The 418-nt window shown below is 62.7% G+C and carries 1 protein-coding gene; it reads left to right on the top strand.

Features of this window, described 5'->3' with window-relative positions; genetic code table 11:
- Window positions 1-399, top strand: a 399-nt coding sequence (locus N799_RS15865) for a hypothetical protein (protein WP_203225066.1), incomplete at its 5' end; no start/stop codon positions are given.
- Window positions 400-418: the final 19 nt, after the last annotated feature.

The raw sequence follows: 418 nt of genomic DNA, 5'->3' as shown, positions 1-418 counted from the left end.
GTAAGTGTCCGTGAAAACGGGGGTGAACCCGTCGCAGGCGCGCAAGGAAACAACTCCTATGTCGAGAGCCTAGAGGACTCTATCGCTGCGTACACGGTTTCCGACTTTGTGTCTCACGGCCCAAAGCCGGACGGCTTTCGGCAGGTGAACCTGCGCTTCCGGGAGACGGATACGGGCACGCGCAGCTACATGCTTTGCGGGCAGGTGCATATCGGCACCGGAGCAAAGGCGGAGTGGGCCGATTTCGCTACCATCAAGACGGATCCGTATGAGCAATGGCTGGGCGGCCCCGCCGCGGACATGTGCGCCAAGGCCACGCCGGTAACCGGGGGTAGAGACCTCGCCCCGCTCCTTGAGCAAGAACTGGGTTCCAAGGCGTCTCAGCCAACAGCGCCGTAAGTTGGGGTAGCGGGGCTGC

The organism is Lysobacter arseniciresistens ZS79 (assembly GCF_000768335.1).
Classification (GTDB): domain Bacteria; phylum Pseudomonadota; class Gammaproteobacteria; order Xanthomonadales; family Xanthomonadaceae; genus Novilysobacter; species Novilysobacter arseniciresistens.
The sequence above is the reverse complement of the archived record's forward strand: the minus strand, read 5'-3'. Positions and strand labels throughout refer to the sequence as shown.